The sequence below is a fragment of the Streptomyces erythrochromogenes genome (genome assembly GCF_040684695.1).
Classification (GTDB): Bacteria; Actinomycetota; Actinomycetes; order Streptomycetales; family Streptomycetaceae; genus Streptomyces; species Streptomyces erythrochromogenes_C.
Genome location: NZ_JBFBGM010000054.1, coordinates 1 through 18,808, shown reverse-complemented (window position 1 = coordinate 18,808; position 18,808 = coordinate 1). Strand labels below are relative to the sequence as shown.

Annotated in this window: 8 protein-coding genes; 2 read left to right on the top strand and 6 right to left on the bottom strand. The window is 76.9% G+C overall.

Going from position 1 to position 18,808, the window contains the following annotated elements; translation table 11 throughout:
* The 6 genes from AB0O53_RS37985 to AB0O53_RS37960 form a co-directional block, all read right to left on the bottom strand.
* A partial coding sequence (locus AB0O53_RS37985; RefSeq protein WP_365201755.1) for a class I SAM-dependent methyltransferase occupies positions 1–1,922 on the bottom strand: 1,922 nt, incomplete at its 3' end.
* Complete coding sequence (locus tag AB0O53_RS37980) at positions 1,919–3,097, bottom strand: glycosyltransferase (RefSeq protein WP_350992069.1); 1,179 nt, start codon at positions 3,095–3,097, stop codon at positions 1,919–1,921. The genes AB0O53_RS37980 and AB0O53_RS37985, both read right to left, overlap by 4 nt.
* A 2-nt stretch (positions 3,098–3,099) precedes the next feature.
* On the bottom strand, positions 3,100–3,972 hold the full coding sequence (locus AB0O53_RS37975) for an alpha/beta fold hydrolase (protein ID WP_365201752.1): 873 nt from the start codon (positions 3,970–3,972) through the stop codon (positions 3,100–3,102).
* Between the two features lie 7 nt (positions 3,973–3,979).
* On the bottom strand, positions 3,980–4,303 hold the full coding sequence (locus AB0O53_RS37970) for an acyl carrier protein (RefSeq protein WP_365201749.1): 324 nt from the start codon (positions 4,301–4,303) through the stop codon (positions 3,980–3,982).
* Positions 4,293–8,909: a beta-ketoacyl synthase N-terminal-like domain-containing protein gene (locus AB0O53_RS37965; RefSeq protein ID WP_365201746.1), complete on the bottom strand. Its 4,617-nt coding sequence runs from the start codon at positions 8,907–8,909 to the stop codon at positions 4,293–4,295. The genes AB0O53_RS37970 and AB0O53_RS37965 overlap by 11 nt, the downstream gene beginning before the upstream one ends.
* Positions 8,902–15,912 carry an SDR family NAD(P)-dependent oxidoreductase gene (locus tag AB0O53_RS37960; protein WP_365201743.1) on the bottom strand — a complete coding sequence of 2,337 codons (7,011 nt, stop codon included), beginning with the start codon at positions 15,910–15,912 and terminating at the stop codon, positions 8,902–8,904. Before AB0O53_RS37960 ends, AB0O53_RS37965 begins: the two co-directional genes overlap by 8 nt.
* A gap of 469 nt (positions 15,913–16,381) precedes the next feature.
* On the opposite strand from AB0O53_RS37960, the gene AB0O53_RS37955 reads away from it, so the two are divergent.
* Both AB0O53_RS37955 and AB0O53_RS37950 read left to right on the top strand, forming a co-directional pair.
* Positions 16,382–17,275, top strand: a complete 894-nt coding sequence (locus AB0O53_RS37955) for a LysR family transcriptional regulator (protein WP_350991708.1) — start codon at positions 16,382–16,384, stop codon at positions 17,273–17,275.
* A gap of 140 nt (positions 17,276–17,415) precedes the next feature.
* Positions 17,416–18,693 carry a cytochrome P450 family protein gene (locus tag AB0O53_RS37950; RefSeq protein ID WP_350991710.1) on the top strand — a complete coding sequence of 426 codons (1,278 nt, stop codon included), beginning with the start codon at positions 17,416–17,418 and terminating at the stop codon, positions 18,691–18,693.
* Positions 18,694–18,808 lie beyond the last annotated feature (115 nt).

Here is an 18,808-nt window from a genome sequence, read left to right as displayed (position 1 = left end):
GGGCGCCTCGGTGACGTGGCCGAGGATGCGGTTCTCCCAGAGCGGGGACTCCAGCAGCAGGCCGTGGCGGTGGCGGTCCTCGGGGAGGCCAGGATCCGGTAGGCGTTGCCGCCGTCCGTGCTCCGGGCCGCCGCCGTGCGCAGCGTGTCGAGCACCGCCGCGCCCGCCAAGCACGGCAGCGCCGCCAGCCGTACGGCGTGGGCGAGGGCCCGGGTCCCGCGCGTCGCCGGCGGGCCCCACGGCCGGTCCGGGTCCGGAGCCAGGCGCGCCGCCGTGAGCGCCACCGCGCCGACGAAGTCGTTGCCCTGGTGGGCCGGTCCGTGCTCCTCGGCGAGGACCGTGAACCCCCGGTCGGCCAGCGCCTCGCGCAGGTTCGCGGCGGGGGCCAGGTGCTGGTGCTGCGGCTGGAACCACGGCAGCCAGGCCGGGCCGAGGAGCCGTGCCATCCGCGACTCCGGGTCGGGCAGCTCGATCGCCAGGAACCCGCCGGGGGCGAGGGCGACGGACGCCGCGTCCAGCTCCGCCAGCGGATCGCGGGTGTGCTCCAGGTAGTGGTACATGCTGACCACCTCGTACTGGCCCGCCAGCTTCGGGGCGAACTCCGGGAACTGGCCCTGGTATCCGGTCTCCACCCAGCCGCGGCGTTCGGCCCCGCGGACCCCGTCGCCCATGTCGAGCCCGTCGAACCGGGTCCGCGGCCACACGGCCCGCGCCGCGTTGCAGAAGTGTCCGTGCCCGGTGCCGACGTCCAGCCAGGACGCCGGGTCCGCGTGGGGCAGGAGCATCTCGGCCCGCCCCCGGTAGGAGGCGCCCAGCCGGCCGAAGACCGTGCCGGCGCCCTCGCCGCCGCGCCCGTCGTAGAAGTCGCGGTAGTAGAAGTCCAGCCCCTCCGGGGTCAGCCGGGGGTTCTGGAAGACGTGCCCGCAGTCCCCGCACCGCTCCAGGGTGAACCGGCCCGGCTTGCCCTGGAGCAGGTCCGGCACCCGCACCCGCACCGAGAGCCGGCCGGAGCCGCACCACGGGCAGTCCGGACGGCGCGCCTCCAGGAAGCGGTCGGTGCCCGCGGCCAGGTCGTCCCGGTAGCGGGCCGCCCGCACGGTGTCGGGAACGCGGTCCGTGCCGGACGCCCGCGCCGTACGCACGGCCGAGGCGAGCGACCGCACCGGCCGGGCGGCGGTGGCCCGGGCCAGATCGGCGGGCCGCAGCGGCGAGCCGGACCCGCCCAGCACCAGGTACGGCTGGAGCCAGTACAGCCCGGCCGCGGCCGCCCCCCACCGGCCCTGGCGTACGGCGGCACCCGCCAGCAGTGCCAGCCCGCCCAACTGCGCGGCGGCCAGCGCGCCCGGCGGAAGGCCCTGGGCCCGCAGTTCCGCGGCGCGCGCGGGGCCCCCGGGATCCCCGGGCCCCGCGCAGCTCAGGTCCGGGGCGACGGCCAGCCCGGTCGCGGCGGAGGCGTACTCCTTCAGACGGCGCGTCAGCGCGAGCAGGTCCGCCGGGTCCGGGTGCGGAGCGTCCGGATCCACTCCGGCCCGCTCCAGCACCTCCTCGGTGGCGAGGACGGCGAACCCGGCACCGCGCCCCTCGCCCAGCCGGTCCCACCGGTAGCGGGCGGGATCGACCAGCCGCAGCAGCCCCAGCGCCCGATCGGCGGCCAGGTCCGCGGGCAGCAGGTCCAGCACCCGCAGCCCCTCGCCCTCCGCGTAGGCGCAGGCGGTGAGGAAGGTGGCCGGGTCGGCCTCGACCCCGTCGGCGGTCAGCAGCCGCCACCCGGCGGGCCGCGGCACCCCCGCCGAGGTCGGCGGCACCACCGGCAGCACCGGCAGGGCCCGCAGCCGCAGCGCGGCGCGTACGGTGCCCGCGCCGAGGGCGGCCAGCATCACCGCGGAGGTCCAGCGGACCCGGGGGAGCGCAGGGTGCGTCATGTCAGCTTCTCCAACCGGTCGGCCGCGGCGGCGGCCCCGCCCGCCGCGGCGAATGAGGCCTGAATCCGCCGGGCGGCCCGGCGGTGGCCGGGGTCGTCCAGGACGGAGGTGAGCGCGTCGCGCAGTTCCTCGGCCCGCGTCCGGCCGAACCGCACTCGGATCCCGGCGCCGGCCTCGACCACCTGACGGGCCACGATCGGCTGGTCGTCCCGGATGGGCGCGACGACCAGCGGCAGCCCGTGCGCGAGCGTCTCGCAGACGGTGTTGTGCCCGGCGTGGCAGACCACCGCGTCCAGGTGCGCCAGCAGCTCCAGCTGGGGGACGCTCTCCCGGAGCAGCACGTGGTCCGGGACCTCCCCGACCGCCGCGGCGGGTGCCACGAGCACCAACTGGACCTCTTCGGAGAGCCGTTCGGCCGCGCCCAGCACCGCTTGGTAGAACCGGGCGCCGGACTCCTGGTTGAGGGTGCCGAGGGAGACCAGGACGCGCCTGCGCCCCGGATCCAGCCGCTGCCAGGGGAACGCGGGCGCGGCGGGGCGGGCTCCGAACGCCGGCCCGACGTAGGCGTGGTGTGCGGGAACGTCGTCGGTGGTTCCCACGAGTTCGGGCGTGGAGAACACCAGCACCAGCCGTTCCGAGAACCGCGGGTCCCACTGCGGCGCCTCCCCGGCCCGCGGCCCCCGGCCCCCGCCGTACTCCGCGCACAGACCGGCGATCTGCCCGGCCACCCACTCCCCGACCTTCGGGAAGTCCGCGAAGGGACGGGTCAGTTCGGCCGAGGTACTGGCGGACGTCGCCCAGGGCACGCCGAGCCGCCGGGCGACCAGCGGTCCCGCCAGGGCCTGCTGGTCGGCGACCACCACGTCGGGTCCGAAGGCGCGCACGGCCCGCTCCACGCCCGGCACCATCGCGCGGGCCAGCGGTACCAGCGCCTCCTCCCACAGGAACCGCAGCGCACCCACCCCGCGCAGGTCCCGCCAGCGCGCGTGGAGTTCCGTGTAGGCACCGCCGGCCTCCTCGCCGGCGGGCAGGATCCGGGCCTGCGCGGGAAGCAGCCGGCCCAGCGCGCCGGCCGGGCCGGTCCATGCGATCTCGTGCCCCCGGGCGGCGAGTTCGGCTCCGACGGCCACGGTCGGATTGACGTGCCCCGCCAGCGGCGGCACGGTGAACAGCACCCTCACGTGACCAGAGCTCCCGCCCGCGGCTTGGCCGTCGTCGTCGTCGCCGTCGTCGCAGTCGGGGGGAGCGGTGGGGCCGGCGGGGCGGTCGCCGCGATGTGGGCGAGTACGGCTTCCCGCAGGGCCCCGCTGCTCTCCTTGAGGACGTCGTGTCCCAGGCCCGGCAGGATCCGCAGCTCGCAGTGGGGTGCGTACCGGGCCGGCTCGCGGGCCGCGGGCACCAGCTCGGAGTGCTCCCCGCAGACGATCAGGGTCGGGCAGGCCAGCCGGGCGTAGTCGGCCCGGGTGAAGGGGCGGCTCGCGGCGATGTCGTCGATGAGCGACGTGCGGTTGAGGAGGGCGTCGGCGATGGCCGTGAGGTTGGCGGCCTTGCGCAGGCGCAGGGTGCGCAGCTCGGCGGGTACCGGACTGTCCTCCAGGCTGAGGGCGGCGGCCGACAGCGTGTCCACCATGTTCTCCACCCAGGCTCCGGCGAGCGGGGGTTCGAGGAGGGTGAGCCCGCTGACGACGTCCGGGCGGGCCAGGGCGGCGTGCAGGGCGAGGGTGCCGCCGTAGCTGTTGCCGACCAGGTGCAGGCGGCGGTGCGCGAGGCCGAGCGCGGCCAGGAGCGCGAACAGGTCGCGCACGGCGGTGCGGCTGTCGTAGCCGGTGGCCGGGCGCTCGGTGCGGCCGTGGCCGCGCAGGTCGTAGAGGACGGCCTCGTGCCCGGCCCGGGCCACGGGCACGGCCAGCGGACAGTAGAAGGAGGACAGGTTGTCGACGACCAGGCCGTGCAGGAAGACCACGACGGGGCGGTCGGGGGCGTCGGCTCCGGCGGCGGCCGGGAGCCGTTGGACGTGGAAGCGGAGGGAGTCGGCGATGACGACGGCCATGGCGGGCTCAGCCGGCCGACGCGGGCGAGCCGCCCGAGGGGACCCGGGCGGCCAGGGACGACCGGGTGACCCGGGCGATGTGGGTGACGAGTTCACCGACCGACATGGCCAGGATGGCGTCCATGTCCTTCTCCGCGAGGAAGCCCATGAGGTCCACGTCGGCGCCGTAACGGTGGTGGAGGAGCTCGGCGAGGGCGACGAACTCGACGCTCTCCAGGGCGAGATCCTCGTTGAACGTCGTCTCCATCGTGACCTCCTCCGCGAGCAGGTACTCGTCGCCGACGATCTCCACGAGCATGCCGGTGATCTCGGCGAGGATGTCAGGTGCCATGACGGGTCTCCGTGAGGTGAAGGGGGACGGCGGGCGCCGCCGCGGGGTGCGGGGTCCAGGCGACGACGTGGTCGGGCGGTGGGGCCGCGGCGGCGGCCGACGGGCCGGTGAGCGGGGTGCCGCTCAGCGGGCCGGCCGTGAGCAGGGTGGTGCGGACCGGGTACGGGGTGCCGTCGGGGGACGTCACGAGCAGTTCGCCGGGAGGCCGGTCGCCGGTCACCCGCCAGGCCCGGGGCCGGCCGCCCAGCCCGCCGCCGTCCGCCTTCGCGGCGGCCTCCTTGGCGCACCACAGCGCGGTCAGCGCGGCCGGCAGGCCGAAGTCACCCTGGGCTGCGAGCCGTTCGGCGAGCCGGAGCTCACCCGGTCCGAGGGCGATCCGGACCAGCGCGTCCGGGTCGGCCGTCACCGCCTCGACGTCGATGCCGACCGGACGGGCGGGGTGGGCCAGGGCGACCGCGATCCGGTCCTTGTGGGCGATCGACAGGCGGAAGCCGCCGGTCAGCGGTCCCTCGGCCAGCGGCCGGCCGGCGGGGTCGTTGCCGACCGGCACCTCGGCCGGGAACACCGGGCCCGCGCCGCCGTCCCACAGCAGACCGCGCAGCGCGTCCTTGGCCGCGATCCGGCCCAGCAGCCAGGGCGCACGGGCCCGCGGCGCCAGCCGCTCGTAGACCTCCCGCTCGGCGGCCCCGAGGTAGCGGCGCATCACCAGCTCCTGCGAGGCGGGATCGCTCCAGCGGCGCCGGGCCAGGCACCAGCCCTCCGGCCGCGGTTCGCCGATGCCGCAGACCTCCGGGGTGAACTTCATCGGCCAGACCCGCTCGTCGGCGCCGAAGCGGCGGTAGGTCCACCCCTCGATCCGGGCCCACACCCCGCCGCCGGGCCGGCGCAGCTCGACGTCCCCGCGCACGGTGACGTCCTGCACGGCACGGATCCGGGCCGTGGCGGCGACCAGCTCCAGCGGGGGCGGCGGCGGACCGTAGAGGCGGACGCGGTCGACGCTGGCCGGAAACACCAGCCGGTCCACCGGCAGCCGGAGCTGCATCCAGTGCCCGAAGAGCTGCCCGGCGGCGTCGAGGAGTGCACCCGGGTCCGGCAGGGCCCGCAGCATGCCGTGGATGCCGTCCGAGCCGACCTCCCGGACCTCGTGGACCCCGGCGAAGCGCGGCCCGTGGAACATCCACCGGCCCCGGTAGAGGGCCGCGGCACTGACGGGGGCCGGCCCGGCGTCGCGCAGCGGCGTGCCGTCGGGTTCGGGCGGCCGGTCGTAGCGCTCGCCGAGCAGCACGACGACGGAGGCGTATCCGCCGAGCGCGACGCGCATCCGGCCGGGGCCGTCCGGGCGGACGGACACCTCGACGTCGACGGCCGGCTCGACGGCGAGCCACCGCAGGGCCCGCACGTCCTCGTAGCCGACGACGCGGAGGCCGGGCGGGGCGTGCCGGCGGGCGGCGTCGGCCGCCAGCTCCAGCATGGTGGTCATGGGTACGACGGGGAACCGGTCGGAGTCCTCGGACCAGCCGTCGGGCTGGAGGTACACGCAGTGGTCCCGGACGTAGGGCAGCGCCGCGAGGGACAGCCGCAGGAGCTGCGTCCCGCCGCCGGCGGCGCCACCCGATGCCGTCCACGCCCCGGCCACGGCCCGGGCGGCCGCGTCCGTGTCGGCGAGTACGGCGTCCAGGGCGGACAGCAGCACCGGCCGGTCCGCCGGCGGCTCGGCCGGACCCGGACCCGGACCCGGGGCCAGGGCTGGGTCTGGAGTCTGGGCCTGGGCCTGGGCCTGGGCGAGCATGCCGGCCAGCGAGGCCCGGGCCGTCTCACCGAGCCGCACCAGCGGGGACCCGAGGTCCAGCGGCACGGCCCGCCCCGCCGACGCGCCGGCCGCGATCGGACCGTCCGTGCCGCCTGCGGCGTCCGGGAGGACACCCCGGCGCCCGGTCCCGGTCCCGGCCGGCACCCGGCCGCCGGTGCGGGCCCGGAGTTCCGCGGGGAACACCGGGTGGCCCTCGGTCCAGAGGGCGGCGCAGGTGCGGTCGAGGGCCGCGAGGCCGCCGAGCCGTGGTGAGGAGGTGGCCACCGAGAGGTGGGGGCGGCCGCGCAGGGTGTCCTCGACGAAGCCCGGCAGGCTGCCCGGTCCCAGGGTGACGAAGGTGCGCACGCCCTGCTCGTGGAGCGCCAGGGTCAGCTCGCGGAAGCGGACCGGTTCCAGGAGGTGACGGACCACCAGGTCGCGCACCTCCGGAGCGGCGGACGGGAACGGCGCGCACGTCGTGGCCGACCACACCGGGAGGGACCCGGGCCGCAGCGGCAGCCGGTCGAAGGCCGCGCGGACCTGGCCGAGGTACGGCTCCCACATCGGGGTGTGGAAGCCCGAACGGAACGGCAGCTCCTGGCCGAGGACCCCGTCGGCGCGCAGCCGGGCCACCACGGCCGCCACCTGGTCCGGTTCGCCGCAGACCACCGACTGGTGCGGGCAGTTGTCGTGGCTGAGCACCACCCGGTCCAATCCGTGCAGCGCGGCCCGCGCCCGGTGCGCGCCGCAGCCCAGTGCCGCGTACACGAGGTCCGGGACCCGCAGGTCGCCCGGGCGCAGTGAGTCCAGGAAGGTGTCGGCCGCCTCCTGCGGATACATCCCCGCCGCCACCATCGCCGCCCACTCGCCCAGACTGTGGCCGGCCAGGACGTCGGCCTCGATGCCGAGGCCCGGCAGGACCCGGGCGTAGAAGCGGCCGGTCGCGAGCGCGTCCAGGGCCCGTTCCACGAGCGAGGTGCCCCGGCTGAGCCGGGGCGGTGTCAGCGCGAACCGCTCCGCGACGTCGTCGAGCACGGGAGCGAACTCCGGCTCCAGGCCGGGGAAGAGGAACGCCACCCGGCCGCCCAGCGGCCGCGGCGCGAACCACACGTCGCCGCGCCCCCGCCACGGGCGGCCGCGCGCCACCACCTTCGCCGCCAGCGCGAGCCGCTGGGGCGTCGGACCGGCCACCGCGACCCGGCAGGGGCCCTCGCCCCCGGACACGGGGGAGCCGGCCGCCAGCCGCGCCGACAGCTCGGCCGGGCTGTCCGCCCCGATCAGGAGTACGTCGCCGCGCGCGCCCGGACCCACGGGCGCGGCCGCGCCGCCCAGCGGCAGGAACCGCCGTACCGGCGGTCGCGGGCGCGCCGCCGCCGGAGCCTCCTCCAGCACCACGTGCGCGTTGATCCCGCCGAAGCCGAAGGCGTTGACCCCGGCCCGGCGGGGCGCCGGACCGCGCTCCCACGGCTGCGCGGCGGTCACCGGGCGCATCCGGGTCCGCGCCAGGTCCGGGTGGGGTTGCTCCAGGTGCAGCGTCGGCGGCAGGACGCCGTCGTGCACCGCGAGCGCGGCCTTGATCAGCCCGGCCATGCCCGAGGCCTGCATCGTGTGTCCGAGCATCGACTTCACCGAGCCGAAGCCGATCCCCGGCCCTTCGGGACCGGGCGGGCCGAACACCTGCGTCACGGTGTCCAGTTCTGCGGCGTCGCCGACCGGGGTGCCGGTGCCGTGCGCCTCCAGCAGCCCCAGCGCGCCCGGCGCCCGCGGGTCCAGGCCGGCCTCCCGCCAGGCCCGCTCCAGGGCCCGTACCTGGCCCGCGACCAGAGGACTCATCAGGCTCGCCGCGCGTCCGTCCCCGGCCACGCCCGTCCCGCGGACCACCGCGTACACGCGGTCGCCGTCCCGCTCCGCGTCCGCCAGCCGCTTCAGGAGCACCACCCCGGTGCCCTCGGACAGCAGGGTCCCGTCGGCCCTGCGGTCGAAGGGCCGGATGGACCCGCTCGGGCTGAGCGCCCGCAGCTGGGTGAAGACGCTCCACAGCGTCGCGATGTGGCAGTGGTGCACCGCCCCCGCGACCACCGCGTCGCAGCGCCCGCCCGCCAGCAGCCCCACCGCCTGGTCCACGGCCAGCAGGGAGGAGGCGCAGGCCGCGTCGAGCGTGTAGGCCGGCCCGCGCAGGTCCAGCCGGTTCGCGGTCCGGGCGGCGGTGAAGCTCGGGACCAGCCCGATGGAGGCGTCGGGGCGTTCGGGACCCAGCGCGTCCTGGAAGGCCGACCGCACCGCCGCGATCCGCCGCTCGCCCAGCTCCGGCGCCAGCTCGCGCAGGGTCTGCGCCAACTGGTGCGCCGTACGCACCCGTTGGTCCAGCCGCGCGGTGGCGACGCCCATGAACCCGCCCCGGCCCAGCACCACCCCGATCCGCGAGCGGTCGGCCGGCAGCCGGTCCTCGCCGCCGGCGTCGGCGATCGCTTCGGCCGTCGCGTGCAGGGCCAGCATCTGGTCCGGCTCGGCACCCTCCACGGCGGCAGGCATGATCCCGAACCGGGTCGGGTCGAAGGCGGCGAGGCCGTCGACGAAGCCGCCGCGCCGGCAGTAGAAGCGGTCGCCGGCCGCGGGCCCGGACGCCGCTCCCGGATCGAAGTAGACCTCCGGGTCCCAGCGTTCGGGCGGGACCTCGCCGATGGAGTCCGTGCCGGCGAGGAGGTTGCGGCGGTAGGACGCGAGGTCGGCGGCCCCGGGGAACACCGCGCCCATCCCGACGATCGCCGCGTCCGTGGGACGGGGGCCGCCGCCCCGGCGCGGCCGTCGTTCACTCATCGCCGGGTCCCTGCGGTGCGGTGGGCGCCGCCGGCGCCATGAGGACCACCTGTACGTCGCTCCCGCGGGCCAGTTCGTCGAGGAAGGCGGAGGTCGCGGCGTCCGGCGCGAGGAGCGGTACACCGCGCTGGGCGTAGGCACGCTCCAGTTCGGGTGTGACCATCCCGCCCGCCTCGGCCGCCCACGGACCCCAGTCGACGGACAGCACCCGCCCGGGGAAGGACTCCGCCCAGGTGTGGGCGAGGCAGTCGAGGGCGTCGTTGGCCGCGGCGTAATCGCTCTGCCCGCGGTTCCCGTACACCCCCGCGACGCTGCCGAACAGGGCCAGGAAACGGGGGGCGGGCCAGGTGCCGTGCTCGGCTGCCGCGGCGGCCAGGTGCCGGGCACCGGCCACCTTGGCGGTGAACACCTCGGTGAAGTCCTCCGGCCGCTTGTCGCGCAGCAGCCCGTCGTGCAGGATCCCGGCGCCGTGCACGATGCCGTCCAGCCGTCCGTGGCGCGCCCGTACGTCGGCCACGACCGCCCGTACGGCCCGCTCGTCGGTGACGTCTGCGCAGTGGTAGCGGACGGAGGCCGCCACCGCGGCGAGGGCGGTGAGGGTGGCCCGTACCTCGCGCTCCGCGAGGATCCGCGAGGCCGCCGCCTCGATCTCTGCGGGCTTGCGCAGTCCGGAGGCGATCAGCGCGGCGCGCAGCGCGACGCGGTCCCCGGCGTGCGCGAACGCGTCCGCCGCGGGGTCCGGTGAGAGGTCCGGCGAGGCGGGCGGCCCGGGGGTGCGGCCGACCAGTTCGATGTGGCATCCGGTGGCGCGCGCCAGGGCCAGCGCCGTACGGGCGGTGATCCCGCGGGCCCCGCCCGTCAGGAGGACCACCGAGCCCGGCTCCAGGAGGGCGGGCCGGGGCCCGTCGGGGGCGGGCAGGGGAGCGGGTACCGGCCGTCGGGCGACCCGAGTCCCCTCGGGGGTGTGGCCGACGGAGGCGACGGCCGGGGCCGAGGAGCACAGTTCGCCCACGAGTTGCGCGGCGACCCGCTCCGGGTCCTCCTTGGGGTGGACGTCCACGGCGCGCACCAGGGCGGCGGGGAACTCCAGGGCGGCGGAGCGGGCGAAGCCGTGCAGTCCCGCTCCGCCGGGGCCGCCGGGGCCGCCGGAGGCGGTGACGAGCAGCAGCCGCGGGGTTCCGCCGGTCAGGGCGTCGCGCAGGCCCGGGAAGGCCTCGGGCAGTACGGGTTCGGCGCCCGCCCGCAGTGCGGACAGGTCGACGACGGCGTCGAGGCCGGCCTCGGGCGTACGAAGCGACCGCGGCTCGGCGCCCAGGGCCTCCAGGGCGGCGCCGAGGGCGGGCGCGAGGCCTTGGTCGTCCTCGACGATCCCGATCCGCAGACCGCGGAGCGCCACCGGGTCCCCGTCGGCCGGGGGGAGGGGGGACAGGTCCACGCGGAGCCGGGTGACCGCCGGTGCGGCGGGTTCCGGTGCGGCGGCCGGGCCGCCAGGGGTGTGGGAGGTGATCCGGTCAACGATGTCGCGCAGGGTCTTGAGCCGGGACAGCTCCTCGACCGCCGACTCCGCGGAGCCGTCCGCTCCGGGTTCCCGGGGCAGACCGATCCGGTCGGCGAGGGCTCCGATGATCTCCACGCGCTTGATGGAGTCGACGGAGAGGTCCGCCTCCAGGTCCAGGTCGGGGTCGAGCATGTCCAGGGGGTAGCCGGTCCGGGTGTGGACGATGTCCAGGACCGCGTCCATGACGTCCTGGGCCGAGCGGGGCCCCGGGCCGGGGGCTGCGCGGGGGGCTTCGCCCGGGGCGGGTCCGGCGGGGCCGGCGGTTCCGGTGGTTCCGGTGGGGCCGGGCGCGCGCCGGGGCGTCTCCTCGGCCGCCGAACGGCCCCCGGGGTCGGAGAGCGGGGCGGCGGTGCGTTCGGCGCCCTGCGGGGATCGCCCCGGCACCCTCCCGACCCCACCGGACCCGCCTGGGCCGTCGGGCGGGAGCGGGGTGCCCAAGTAGGCCAGCAGGATGTCCCGTTGGGCTTCCACCAGGGCGCGGGCGCCGCGCAGGTACTCCAGGACCGCCTCCTCCCGCCGGTCGGCGGGCACTGCGGTGGCCCGGTCTGCCGTCGCGCCGCTGCCGTTGTGCGTGGACCGCGTGCCTTCGTCGAACACCGCCGTATTCCTCTCCGTGCGGGCCGTCGCCCTGCCCGTCTCCATGCCGTGCGCCGCCGCCTGCGCCGGCGTGCCGGCTGCCGCAGGCGCTGGGGTGGGCACCCGGCGGGGCGGCTGCAGGCCGCCCCGGACCGGGGTGCCGTCCGCCGTGCGGACCAGGTGGCCGTCCACCAGCCAGCCCGGGCGGCGCGGGGCGCGGTCCGGGAGGCGGCAGGTCCGGCCGCGGAAGAGGGCGTCCGGGTCCACCGGGACGCCCGCCGCCGTCAGTTCGGCCAGCGCCGTGACCAGGCGGACCAGGCCGTCCTCGCCCGGCACGTCCAGCGGGACCGCCGTGTGCGGGCGCTCGCCGAGGATCCGGCCGACGAGTCCGGACAGCACCCGCCCGGGCCCCGCCTCCACGAAGGTCCGCACGCCGGCCGCGTACATGGCCTCCACCTGTTCCACGAACCGGACCGGCTCCGCCACCTGGCGTGCCGCGAGGCTTCGTACGCCGTCGGCCGTCGCCGGATACGGCTCGGCCGTCGTGTTCGACCAGACCGGGACGGCCGGCTCCGTCACCGGTGTCCGGGACAGTTCCGCGGCCAGGGAGGCCGCCGCCCCCGCCACCACCTCGCTGTGGAAGGCACAGGCCACCGGGATCGGCTCCGCCGGCAGGCCCGCCCCGCGCAGGGCGGCCACCGCCGCGGCGACGGCCGGCGTCGGGCCCGAGATCACGCACTGCCGGGGCGCGTTGTGGTTCGCCACCACGCACCCGGCACGGGCGGCGAGTTCCCGGACCTCCTCGGGCGCGGCCGACACGGCCGCCATCGCCCCCGGGTCCGCCCCGGCCGCCGTCAGGATCGACTCGGCGCGGTGTGCGCTCAGCCGGAGCAGGCTCTGCGTGTCGTAGGCCCCCGCCGCCCACAGCGCGGTGAGCTCCCCGTACGAGTGCCCGGCCACGCAGTCGGGCCGTACGCCGAGTCCGCCGAGCAGCAGGTGCGCCGCGGCTCCCGCCAGGCCGAGGGCCGGCTGGGCGATCCGGGTGTCGGTGACCGCCGCCCGCTGCGCGGCCCGGCCCTCGGCGGTGAACGCCGCCGGCGGGAACAGCGCCGACACCACGTGCGGGGGAGCGGTGTCCAGCAGGCCGCGCAGAGCGGGGAAGGCGGTGAACAACCGGCCCAGCATGCCGGGGCGTTGGCTGCCCTGGCCGGGGAACAGGAACGCCACCCGCCCCGGGTCCGCGGATTCCTCCCGTACGTGGACCCCCGGGCCGGGCTCGAAGGAGCGGGCCCGCTCCAGGCGGGCCGCCAGTTCGTCGAGGTCCGAGGCCACCACGGCCACGGCCACGGGCGCGTCGCCCGGGGCGGTCTCGGCCGCGAGGTCCCGCAGGGTCCACGGGCGCCCGGCCGCGTCGTTCTCCTCCAGGCGCGCCGCGAGCCGTGCCATCGCGCGGCCCGCCGACCGGCGGTCCCCGCCGCGGAAGCAGAACAGCTCGGCCGGCCATTCCTCCAGGCCGTGCCGGGGCTCGTCCGCGCCGCCGTAACCGGCGAGTACGGCGTGGTAGTTGGTGCCGCCGAAGCCGAAGGCGCTCACCCCCGCGAAGCGCCGGTGCACGGGCACGGTCCAGGGCCGGGGCTCGGTGTCGAAGGAGAACGGGCTGTCCTCCGCCCGCCAGGCCGGGTTCGGGGTGTCGATGCGGAGGGTGGGCGGCCGTACGCCCGCGTGGACCGCGCGGGCGGCCTTGATCAGTCCGGCCAGCCCGGCCGCGCACTTGGTGTGGCCGAGCTGGGACTTCACGGAACCCAGCGCACAGGCGCCCGCAGTGGCACCGGACGCGCTGAACAGCTCGCTCAACACGGCCAGTTCGGTGCTGTCGCCGACCACGGTGCCGGTGCCGTGCGCCTCGATCAGCCCCACCTCCGCAGGGGTGACGCCCGCTCGCGCGTAGGCCCGTTCCAGGGCCCGCCGCTGGCCCTCCGGCCGCGGGGCCGTCAGGCCGAGGGACCTGCCGTCGCTGGCGGCGCCCACCGCCTTGACCACGGCGTACACCCGGTCGCCGTCGCGCTCCGCGTCCGCCAGCCGCTTCAGTACGACCGCGCCCACGCCCTCGCCGAGGGCGATCCCGTCGGCGGCGGCGTCGAAGGGCCGGCAGCGGCCGCCCGGGGACAGGGCGTGGACCGAGGCGAACATCAGGTAGTCGTTGATGCCGTTGTGCACGTCGGCGCCGCCGCACAGCACCATGTCGCTGTCCCCGTCGCGCAGTTGCCGGCAGGCCAGGTCGAGCGCGGCGAGGGAGGAGGCGCAGGCGGCGTCGACCGTGCAGTTCGCGCCGCCCAGGTCGAGGCGGTTGGCCACCCGGCCGGCGATCACGTTGGCGAGGATCCCTGGAAAGGAGTCCTCGGTGAGCCGCGGCAGCTGCTCGTCCAGGGCGGCCGGGAGGTCGCCGAGGTAGGCGGGGTGCAGGGCGCGCAGCCCGTAGGCGCCGGCCAGTTCGGTGCCGGCCTCGGCGCCGAAGACCACCGAGGTCCGGGAGTGGTCGAAGGCGCGGTCCCTGCCGTAGCCGGCGTCGGCGAGGGCCCGCGCCGAGATCTCCAGGGCCAGCAGCTGTACCGGCTCGATCGCGGCGAGGGAGGCGGGCGGGATGCCGTGGGCGAGGGCGTCGAAGGGCACCGGGCCGAGGAAGCCGCCCCAGCGGGAGGGCGTGCGCTCCCCGGCCCGGGCCGGATCGGCGTCGTAGTAGAGCGCCGGGTCCCAGCGCTCGGCCGGCACCTCGGTGACCGCGTCCGTGCCGGCGAGGACCATCGCCCAGTAGGCGGCGAGGTCCGGCGCGCCCGGGTAGGCGCAGGCCATGCCGACGATCGCGACGTCCAGCGGGTCGGCGGCCGCGGCCGGCCCGGCGGTGGCCGTCGGCTCGGCGGCGGGGGTCAGCTCCGCGGCCCGCTGCTCCAGCCATGCGGTGGCGCCTTCGGTGACCTGCGCGTGCAGGGCCGCGACCGTCGTGGTCCGCGTGCGCAGGGTCGCCGCCTGGCCGAGCATGAACAGCCCGTCCGCCGCCTGCCCTTCCTCGGGGACGGGTTCCGGCGGACCCCCGCCGGGCGGCCGCCGCAGGCCCTTGCTGGCGATCCGCAGCCGCCCCAGGTTCAGCCGCTCCAGCTCCTCCCACATCTCGCGCGGGTCGACGCCGCTCTCCGCGAGCCGCCGCCGGGTCGCCTCGAAGGTCGCGGCGTACGGGGTGGACGCGCAGCGGGTGGCGTGCCCGGGCGCGGTGTGCAGCAGCACGGTGTCCGCGCACTCCAGCGCCGCCCGCTGGAATCCGGGCAGCACCGCGCCCGCCGCCACGGCTTCCTGCGTGAACAGGTAGGCGGTGCCCATCAGCACCCCGACCCGCGCGCCCCGCCCGGCCAGGGGTGCGGCGGCCGCCACGGCCATCGCGGCGGACCGCTCGTCGTGGATGCCGCCCGCGAACAGCACGTCCAGGGAGGCCGGGTCGGGGCAGGAGCGCAGCAGCAGGTCGATCTGCTCCTCCCACAGGGGGAACGAGGCGCGCGGCCCGACGTGTCCGCCGCACTCCAGACCCTCGAAGACGAACCGCCGCGCCCCTTGCGCGAGGTACCGCTCCAGCAGGCCGGGGGAGGGTACGTGCAGGTGGGTGCGGATCCCGGCCGCCTCCAGCGGGGCGGCCTGCGCCGGGGTGCCGCCGGCGACGATCGCGTACGGTGGGCGGGCGGCGATGACCGCGGCCAGTTGCTCGCGGCGCAGCTCGGGCGGGGCGAAACCGAGCAGGCCGACGCCCCACGGGAGGTCCCCGAGCCGCTCGGCGGTCTCGGCGAGGAGCCGGCGCACGTCCGGGCCCTCCATGACGGCCAGCGCGAGGTAGGGGACGCCGCCCGCGGCGGCCACCGCCCCGGCGAAGGCCGCCCCGTCGCTCACCCGCGTCATCGGTCCCTGCGCCACGGACAGCGGCCGCAGGAGCGGCTCGGACCGTACGGCGTCCGCCAGGTGCCCGGTGACGGCCTCCCGTACGGCCCGGAGCACGCCGCCGGTGGTCCGGTGGCGGGCGGCCAGCCGGGCGGCACACGCCCCGTCCTGCCCCACGGGCAACAGCTGCGTGCGCAGGTCCCGTGCGCCGAGCAGGCCGGCCACCGGGCCGTCGGGCGGGGTCAGGCCGGGCCGGGCGAACACCCGGTGCCCGTCGGCGATCCGGGTCTGCGACCCGTCCATCGCCCGCAGTGCGGCGGCCACCTCGTGCGGCAGGTCGGCCTCTCCCTCGGTGGTCAGGGCCAGTTGTACGTCGAGCAGCACTCCGGCGGCCCCGCCCACGAAGGCCGCGGCCGCCGTGTGCGGCCCGATGCCGCCCCAGGCCAGTACGGGCAGGGCGGTCGCGGGGTCCGCGAGGAGCTGCTGGAGCAGCACGAAGGTGGTGCTCCCGCCGACCCGGCCGCCGGCCTCGTGCCCCTTCGCGACGAGGCAGTGCGCGCCGGCATCCATGGCGGCTGCGGCTTCGGAGAGGGTGGTGACCTCGGCCCAGACGCGGGGGCGCCCGGCCGCGGCGGCCCAGTCGGCCACCCGGCCGGGGGTGAGGGACGCGGGGTCGGCGAGCAGCACCGTGTCCACCTCGGGTGGCAGGTCCCCGGGCCCGAGCGGGCAGCCGACGGGCACCCGCACGCCGTACCGGCCTACGCCTGCGAGGCGGCGGCCCACGTCCGCGAGGGCGTCGCGGGCGGCGCTCGCGTCCCGCCCGAGGTCGAGCAGCCCGAGGGACCCGGCCCGCGCGGCGGCGGTCACGATCCGCGGACGGGGTTCCTCGAAGGGGCTGAGGGCGACGACCAGGTCGCGGGCGGCGGGTGACGGTGGGGGATGGGGGATCACGAGCGCTCCTCTTCCAGTGCTGTGTGGCATGACGCAAGGCAGGACGGAAGAACGGGAGGACGGGCGAGCCGGCGGGCGGACGGCGGGCAGGCGGAGAGCGGCGCAGCCGGAGGCGCGGCGGGCTTGAACGACGGTCAAACGCCCGGACGCCGCGTTGCATCGTGCGGGGGTCGCTGTGCACTGTCAACAGCCATGCGGAGGAGGGCGGTTCGCATTATCGGCGCCCCGGCCCCGCCGGGCGCGCCCCGCGAGCCGCCCCAGGGCCCGTCCCGGTCACGCCTCTGACCTGCGGCGATATCGGCCGGTCCGGGCCGGTCCGGCCGGGCACGGGTCGGCGTACGGCGGACGCCCGGGCATGCCGCACCGGTATGCCTGGCGGCCCACCGGGCATGAACATCACGCCGGCCGGGGGAAGTTGTTCACCGGACGCGCCCTTACAGGTACAGCCCCGCGCGGTTACCGTCCGGTCATGACCCCCACCCTCGCGCAGCTGCGGTATCTCGTCGCCGTCGCGGACTGCCGGTCCATCACCGGCGCCGCGGCCTCGGTCTTCGTCGCCCAGTCCGCCCTGTCCCGGGCCGTCCAGGCCATGGAGCGGGACCTGGGTGTCGAACTCCTCGCCCGCCGGGGAAGGGGGGTGGACCTCACGCCGGAGGGGGCCCGGGTCGTCCGGTTGGCCCGCACCGTGCTCAACGCGGTGGAGGCCATCGACGACATCGGGATCTCGCACGGCAAGGACACCAGGGCGGTGCTCACCCTCGTCAGCACCCCCACCCTCGCCCTGGACCTGGCCGCCGACCTGATCGTGGCCTTCACCGAACGCCACCCCAGCGTCGACGTGCGGCTGCAGCAGCACAGCAGCCGGGAAGCGCTGGTCGAGGCGCTCAACCAGGGGCGGTCGGAGCTGGCCCTGGTCGACCTGCCCGTCGACAAGGAACTCTCCACCCATTTCATCCAGGAGCGCGAGGTGGTGCTGATCTCCCCGGTCGGCTCCCGGCTCCCCGACCCGATTCCGTTCCGCATGCTCGACGGGCTGCCGATGGTGCTGCCCACCGCGGGCACGGGCCGGCGGACCGAGATGGAGGCCATGTTCAGCTGCCTGGGGGTACGGCCCGTCCCCTCCCTGGAGGTCGACGAACGCCTCGCCTGGGTGACGGGTGTGACGGACGGCCGCGGCTCCCTCATCTGGTACCGGGACGTGGTCCTGAGGGCGTTCGGGAGCCGGGCCGAGATCCGGTCCTTCACCCCGCCCCTCCTGCGCCCGGTCGGCATCGCCCACGCCCGGCGGCCGCTGAGCCGCGCCGCCCGCGCGTTCATCGCGCAGGTCCGGCACAAGGCCCCGGTCCGGGAGCCCGTCCGCTGACCGGGCACGCCTCGTCCGCACCCGGCCCGACCGGACACGGCCGAACGGGACGCGGCCGCGGGCCGGCCGCGGACTTGTCCAACCGGCCACCGGAGCCTCACTGTTGACCGAGTTTCAACCACCAGGTCAGGAGAACCGGCTTGTCGTCGCACACCGCACCCGTCCCGCAGACCCCGCCCGGCCCGGACGCCCCCTACGTGATCGACCCCGCCGGCGGCTGCCCCCACGCCCTCAACGCCCGGCTGCGCGCCGAGCGCGGCGCGGTCGCGCAGGTCGTGCTCCCCGGCGGGGTCCCCGGAGCGGTCGTCCTGGGACACGACGCGCTGAAGGAGTTCCTCGCCCACCCCGAAGTGGCCAAGGACGCCCGGCACTTCTCCGCCCTCCACGACGGCAGCATCCCCCGTGACTGGCCCCTGCGGGCCTTCGCCAACGCCCAGGGCATGCACACCGCCGACGAGGACGACCACCGCCGCCTGCGCGCCCTGGTCGGCCGGGCCTTTACGGCCCGCCAGGTGGAACGACTGCGTCCGCGCGTCGAGGAACTCACCGCCGAACTCCTCGACGACCTCGACCGGGCCGCGGCCGCATCCCCCGACGGGGTCGCCGACCTGCGCGAACACTTCGCGCTCCCGCTCCCGATGAGCGTCATCTGCGAGCTGCTCGGCGTGAACCCCGAGCACCGGGGCCGCCTGCACCACCTGTCCCACAAGGTGATCATCGCGACCGACACCACCCCGGCCGAGGCGATGGCCGCCGTACGGGAACTCGTCGAGCTGATGGGCACGATTGCCGCGACCCGCCGGGCGGATCCGGGCGAGGACCTCACCAGTGCCCTGATCGCCGCCCGCGAGGACGACGGCGACCGGCTCAGCGAGGCCGAACTCATCGGCAGCATGCGGCTGATGCTCGTCGCCGGCCACGAGACCACCCTCAACCTCATCAGCAACGCCGTGCGCGCCCTGTGCACCCACCGCGACCAGCTCTCCCTCGTCCTGGAGGGCAGGGCGAGCTGGTCGGACGTCGTGGACGAGACGCTGCGCTGGGACGGCCCCGTCAGCTGGTTCCCCTTCCGCTACCCCACCCGCGACCTGACCGTGGGCGGCACCGTCGTTCCCCGGGGCACTCCGGTCCTCGCCGGCTACACCGCGGCCGGCCGCGACGAGGACTTCCACGGCCCGGACGCCGACCGCTTCGACATCACCCGCCCCACCGCCGCCCGCAGCCTCTCCTTCGGACACGGCGCGCACTACTGCGTCGGCGCCCCGCTCGCCCGCCTGGAGGCCACCACCGCCCTGGAGCGGCTGTTCACCCGCTTCCCCGACCTGGACCTCGCCGTTCCCGAGGCGGAACTACCGCACCAGCGCAGCTTCATCGGCAACAGCGTCGAGACGCTGCCGGTCCGCCCGCACCGCCGCTGACCGCTCCCTCTGCCGCCCGGTCGCCGGAGCGGCCGGTCACCGCTCCTCGTTGCGCGCCTGCATGGGCACGTTGAGGACGAACATCCGGTCGTCGTCCGCCAGCCGCCACCGTGCC